Raw genomic sequence first — 5,078 nt, forward strand, 5'->3', positions numbered from 1 at the left:
GTGCCAGCCCTGCGCCTGGGCGGCGGGGCTGGCGAGGCCGACCACCGCGGCGGCGGCACCGGCCAGGATCAGCGAACGGATCGTCTTCGTCATGGCGCCCTCCTGGGCTTCAGATGATCCTAATATAGCGCCGATCCGCGCCAGATTATGGCGAAGCGGGGGTCACTTTATGGCTGGGCGCCTATGCGCGGGGGCCATAGGTGGCGATCTCGATCAGATTTCCGTCAGGATCGCGGCAATAGACCGAGGTGATGGGGCCGAGCGCGCCCTGCTTGGCCACCGGGCCGAGTTCCACCGTCACACCGCATTCATGCAGGTGGGCGACGACATCCTGGGCCGTGACGGCGACGACGAAGCACAGATCCTGCCCGCCCGGCGCGGCGGTGGGGCCGGTGAACCATTCTTCCTGCGTGGCCGATTCGGGGCGCAGGTTCAGCTTCTGCCCGCCGAATTTCAGGGCGGTGCGCCGCTTCTCGCCAAAGGCTTCGCGGTCCATGCCCAGGACGCGCTGGTACCAGGAGGCGCTGATCTCCACATCCCGGCAGGTGATGACGAGGTGGTCCAGACGGTCGACCGCGAAACGCATCAGCTCTCTCCCCCGGCGCCGACCGGCGCCCTCCGCGTGATGGGTGCGGAGTAAACCACCTGCGCGCCCCGCGCGAGGGTGAAGTGTGCGGGGGAGAAGATTCCGAAAAGCAGGGTTCTTTTTTAGGAAAAAAGAACCAAAAAACTTTTTTTCAGTTTGGCGTCCCGCCTCGGGCCTGAAGCGGGACGCCAACGGGAAAAGTCTTTTTGCTTCTTTTTCTTCAGAAAAAGAAGATTCTTTCAGAAGAAAATATTACTCAAGCCCGTCATAGAAGTCGTTGCCCTTGTCGTCGACGACGATGAAGGCCGGGAAGTCTTCCACCTGGATCTTCCACACCGCTTCCATGCCGAGTTCGGGGTATTCCAGCACCTCGACCTTCTTGATGCAGTCCTGGGCCAGGCGGGCGGCGGGGCCGCCGACGGAGCCGAGGTAGAAGCCGCCGAACTGCCGGCAGGCGTCGCGCACGGCCTTGGAGCGGTTGCCCTTGGCGAGCATGACGAGGCTGCCGCCGGCGGCCTGGAAGCCGGCCACGTAGCTGTCCATGCGCCCGGCGGTGGTGGGGCCGAAGGAGCCGGTGGGCAGGCCCTCGGGCGTCTTGGCCGGGCCGGCGTAATAGACCGGGTGGTCCTTGATGTATTGCGGCAGGCCCTGGCCGGCATCCAGCCGCTCCTGCAGCTTGGCGTGGGCGATGTCGCGCGCGACCACGATGGTGCCGGTGAGGGAGACGCGCGTCTTCACCGGGTGCTTCGACAGTTCGGCGCGGATTTCGTCCATCGGGCGGTTGAGGTCGATCTTCACCACCTCGCCGCCCAGGATTTCATCGGTGGCCTCGGGCAGGAAGCGGGCCGGGTCGTGCTCCAGCGCCTCCAGGAAGACGCCCTCGCGGGTGATCTTGGCCTTGATCTGGCGGTCCGCCGAGCAGGAGACGCCGATGCCGATGGGCAGGCTGGCGCCGTGGCGCGGCAGGCGGATGACGCGGACATCGTGGCAGAAATACTTGCCGCCGAACTGCGCGCCGATGCCCAGATTCTGCGTCAGCTTGTGGATCTCGGCTTCCAGCTCGGGGTCGCGCAGGCCGTGGCCGGACTTGTCGCCGGTGGTGGGCAGGCTGTCGAGGTAGCGGGTGGAGGCCAGCTTCACCGTCTTCAGCGTCGTCTCGGCCGAGGTGCCGCCGATGACCACGGCCAGGTGGTAGGGCGGGCAGGCCGAGGTGCCGAGCGTCTTGATCTTGTCTTCCAGGAACTTCAGCAGCTTGTCCTTGTTGAGGACGGCGCGCGTCTGCTGGAAGAGGAAGGTCTTGTTGGCCGAGCCGCCGCCCTTCAGCACGAACATCAGGTGGAACTCGTCGGCGTGGTGCTCGCCGGGGCTGGCGTAGATGTCGAACTGGACGGGCAGGTTGTTGCCCGTGTTCACCTCGTCATACATCGAGAGCGGCGCCATCTGGGAATAGCGCAGGTTGGTCTCGGTGTAGGTGCGGTGGACGCCGTAGGAGAGGGCCTCTTCCTCGTCGCCCTCGATCCAGACGCGCTGGCCCTTCTTGCCGAAGACGATGGCGGTGCCGGTGTCCTGGCACATGGGCAGCACGCCACCGGCGGCGATGGAGGCGTTCTTCAGCAGGTCGAGCGCCACGAAGCGGTCATTGGCGCTGGCCTCGGGGTCCTTCAGGATCTTCGCCAGTTGTTCGAGATGGCCGGGGCGGAGGAAGTGGGAGACCTCCTTGCACGCCGTGAAGGCCAGTTCCTCCAGCGCGCCGGGGGCGATCTTGAGGACCGGCTTGCCCTCGACCTCGATGACCTTCACGCCCTCGATCGGCAGCTTGCGATAGGGCGTCTTGTCCTCGCCCAGCGGCAGCATCGGGCTGTAGAGGAAATTCGCGGGCCGGGCGGGAGCCTCGGCATGGGGGATGGCGTCAGCAGGGGACATGGTACGCTCCGGCAGGGCGGCATGGTCTGGCGCCACCAAGGTGGCGGCGTCGCGTGCCGGCAGTGGTAGCGCAGAGGGCCGGGCAAACCAACCGGGGGCGAGGCCGCGCGGTGCCATGGCAAGGGCGCGGGCGCCGGGGCGCGGGCCGGTGGGGCGGAAGCGGCCGCCGGGCCTGCGGGGCGGGCTACCGCAGGGTGCCACGGGTGAGGGGGCGCCGGGCGGGGCGGAGCTTCCCCGGCCGCCCTTGCGCGGGATGCGGGGCTGGTCCGCGCCCAGGGCACGGCCGCCGGGCCGTGCCCCGTGGGGTTTTCCGCCGGGGGGGGGGTTCCGCCGGCTGGCTGTCCCAGAAGGGGATTTGCCGCGGGCGCGCCCCGGCGGCTGTCAGTCGCGGGCGGGGCGGCGGCGGAAGGCGTCGAGGCTGACCACCTGGGCCGGGCCTTCCGGCTCGGCGGGGCGGGCCTCGGAGTCGCCGCCATCGTCCTGCAGGCTCTCGGCCAGGGGGCCGGTGGCGCCGGCCTCGCCCTGGCTCATCCCCGCCTCGGCCGAGGGGAAGCGCAGCCCGACGCGGACATGCGGGTCCCAGAAGGCGGTGATGGCGGAGATGGGGATCATCAGCGTCGCCGGCACGCCGCCGAAGGAGAGGCCGGCGCTGACCATGCCCTTCACCCGGTCCACCTTCAGGTCCCAGAACTGGTGCTGGAGGACGATGGTCATCTCCTCCGGGTAGCGCACCTTCAGGTGGTTGGGGATGGCCACGCCGGGGCGGTCGGTGCGGAAGGTGAGGTAGAAATGGTGTTCGCCCGGCAGGCCGTGCTCGCCGGCATGCTCGAGGGCGCGCAGGGCGACCTCGCGCATCGCGTCCTCGGTCCAGCGGTCGTAAGGCAGCAGGCTTTCGACCTGCCTCGTCTCATCCGTCATCACAATACCCCGGCAGACGCCCAGCAGAGAGTGAAGCCCCCATACCGGATGCCCCCATTGGCCGGGAAGGGCCAGAGGGGGAGAAATATGAACGCACGGGGACAAAAGGCAGAGGGGGACGAAGTGGGGGGATTCTGTTGCCCGGTTCCCCCCGGACCGCGCTTACCTGTTAGGCAGCGAGCGCCACAGCCTCGCGGCTGTTATCGTTGGCACTTGTGATTTAGCCCGATAACGGCGGTACAATGCCGGGCAAAGGATGTGTCTTTACCGCGCGCGTCGAGCCTGTGTCGTCCCCACAGCGCCCCGAGGAGCTTGGTGGAGACGCCGGGCACTGCCCCCGGGTCCGCAACGCTTATTCCACACACCGTTTATCGCCATAGTCTCCGAGGAGACGCCCCCGATATAGGGCGCCCCCCACCGGAAAGCGAGGGGGGATGCGTGTTTTCCTGGCCTCTGCCGCGGCCCTTTGGGAGGGCCAACAGAAGGCGGGGTCCGGGGGGACCCTGTCCCCCCGGCGGGGGTGCGGGGGCAGAGCCCCCGCGATATGTCGCGCGGCCTGTTCTTCTGGTAAACCCTGCCGCCTATTCGGATTCAGACTAGGACTCTACCGGCATGGAACTCACCGCAGCGCAGCGTCAGGAACTCCAGGAGGCGCGCGCCGCGCGGGCCGAGACCCGCCGCCCCACCGTCCCGGCGCTGGAGGCCATGCTGTTCGAGCCGCTTGCGGTGCTCGACCACGGCTTCGTCCGGGTGGTGGACTATATGGGCGACGATGCGGCGGTGGTGCAGGCCGCTCGCGTCTCCTATGGCCGCGGCACGCGCGCGGCCAATGAGGATCGCGGGCTGATCCGCTACCTGATGCGGCACTGGCACAGCACGCCCTTCGAGATGTGCGAGATCAAGTTCCACGTCAAACTGCCGATCTTCGTCGCGCGGCAGTGGATCCGCCACCGCACCGCCAATGTGAACGAATACTCCGCCCGCTATTCCATCATGGACCGGGAGTTCTACCTGCCGGCGCCGGAGCAGCTGGCCGCCCAGTCCGCCAGCAACCGCCAGGGCCGGGGCGATGTGCTCCAGGGTGCCGAGGCGGCGGAGGTGCTGGAACTGCTGCGCCACGATGCCATGCGCAACTATGACCACTACCAGGCCATGCTGAACCTGGACGAGGCGGGCAACACGCTCGACCCCGCCCGCCAGGGCCTGGCGCGCGAGCTGGCGCGCATGAACCTGACGCTGAACGCCTATACCCAGTGGTACTGGAAGACCGATCTCCACAACCTGCTGCATTTCCTGCGCCTGCGCGCCGATGCCCATGCGCAGTATGAGATCCGCGTCTATGCCGAGGCGATGCTCTCCGTGCTCGATGCCTGGGTGCCGGCGGTGGCGGAGGCGTTCCGGGATTACCGCCTGGGTGCTGTCACCCTCTCGGCGCAGATGCTGGGCGTGGTGAAGAGCCTGCTGGCCGGGGAGCCGGTGACGCAGGAGGGCAGCGGCCTGTCGAAGCGGGAATGGCGCGAGCTGATGGAGCAGCTCGGCCGCCCCGTCTGAGGCGCGGCCATGGCCGCCCCGCCGCGCCCCGCCGCCACCCCCGCGCCTCCCCCTTCCGGGCCGCGCAGGCGGGGCGGGCGTGCCCCCCGGCCGCCCCCCC

General features: G+C 68.5%; 4 protein-coding genes and 1 other RNA gene. 1 reads left to right on the forward strand and 4 read right to left on the reverse strand.

The annotated features are described in order from the left end of the window. Window positions 1-181: 181 nt before the first annotated feature. From NON00_RS23990 to ssrA, 4 genes are all read right to left on the reverse strand, one after another. Window positions 182-586, reverse strand: a complete 405-nt coding sequence (locus NON00_RS23990) for a VOC family protein (protein WP_256025314.1) — start codon at window positions 584-586, stop codon at window positions 182-184. 252 nt (window positions 587-838) lie between these two features. After that, window positions 839-2,509, reverse strand: coding sequence for a fumarate hydratase (locus NON00_RS23995; RefSeq protein ID WP_305123550.1), 1,671 nt, complete (start codon window positions 2,507-2,509; stop codon window positions 839-841). 381 nt (window positions 2,510-2,890) lie between these two features. Then, window positions 2,891-3,427, reverse strand: coding sequence for an SspB family protein (locus NON00_RS24000; protein WP_256025315.1), 537 nt, complete (start codon window positions 3,425-3,427; stop codon window positions 2,891-2,893). Between the two features lie 122 nt (window positions 3,428-3,549). Then, window positions 3,550-3,859, reverse strand: a transfer-messenger RNA (tmRNA) gene (ssrA, locus tag NON00_RS24005). A gap of 180 nt (window positions 3,860-4,039) precedes the next feature. Between ssrA and thyX the strand changes: the two genes are divergently transcribed. Beyond that, the gene (gene thyX, locus NON00_RS24010; RefSeq protein ID WP_256025317.1) at window positions 4,040-4,978 is read left to right on the forward strand and encodes an FAD-dependent thymidylate synthase; all 939 of its coding nucleotides are present in this window, start codon (window positions 4,040-4,042) and stop codon (window positions 4,976-4,978) included. Window positions 4,979-5,078 lie beyond the last annotated feature (100 nt).

Source organism: Roseomonas sp. GC11 (genome assembly GCF_024437745.1).
In the GTDB taxonomy this organism is placed as follows: Bacteria; Pseudomonadota; Alphaproteobacteria; order Acetobacterales; family Acetobacteraceae; genus Pseudoroseomonas.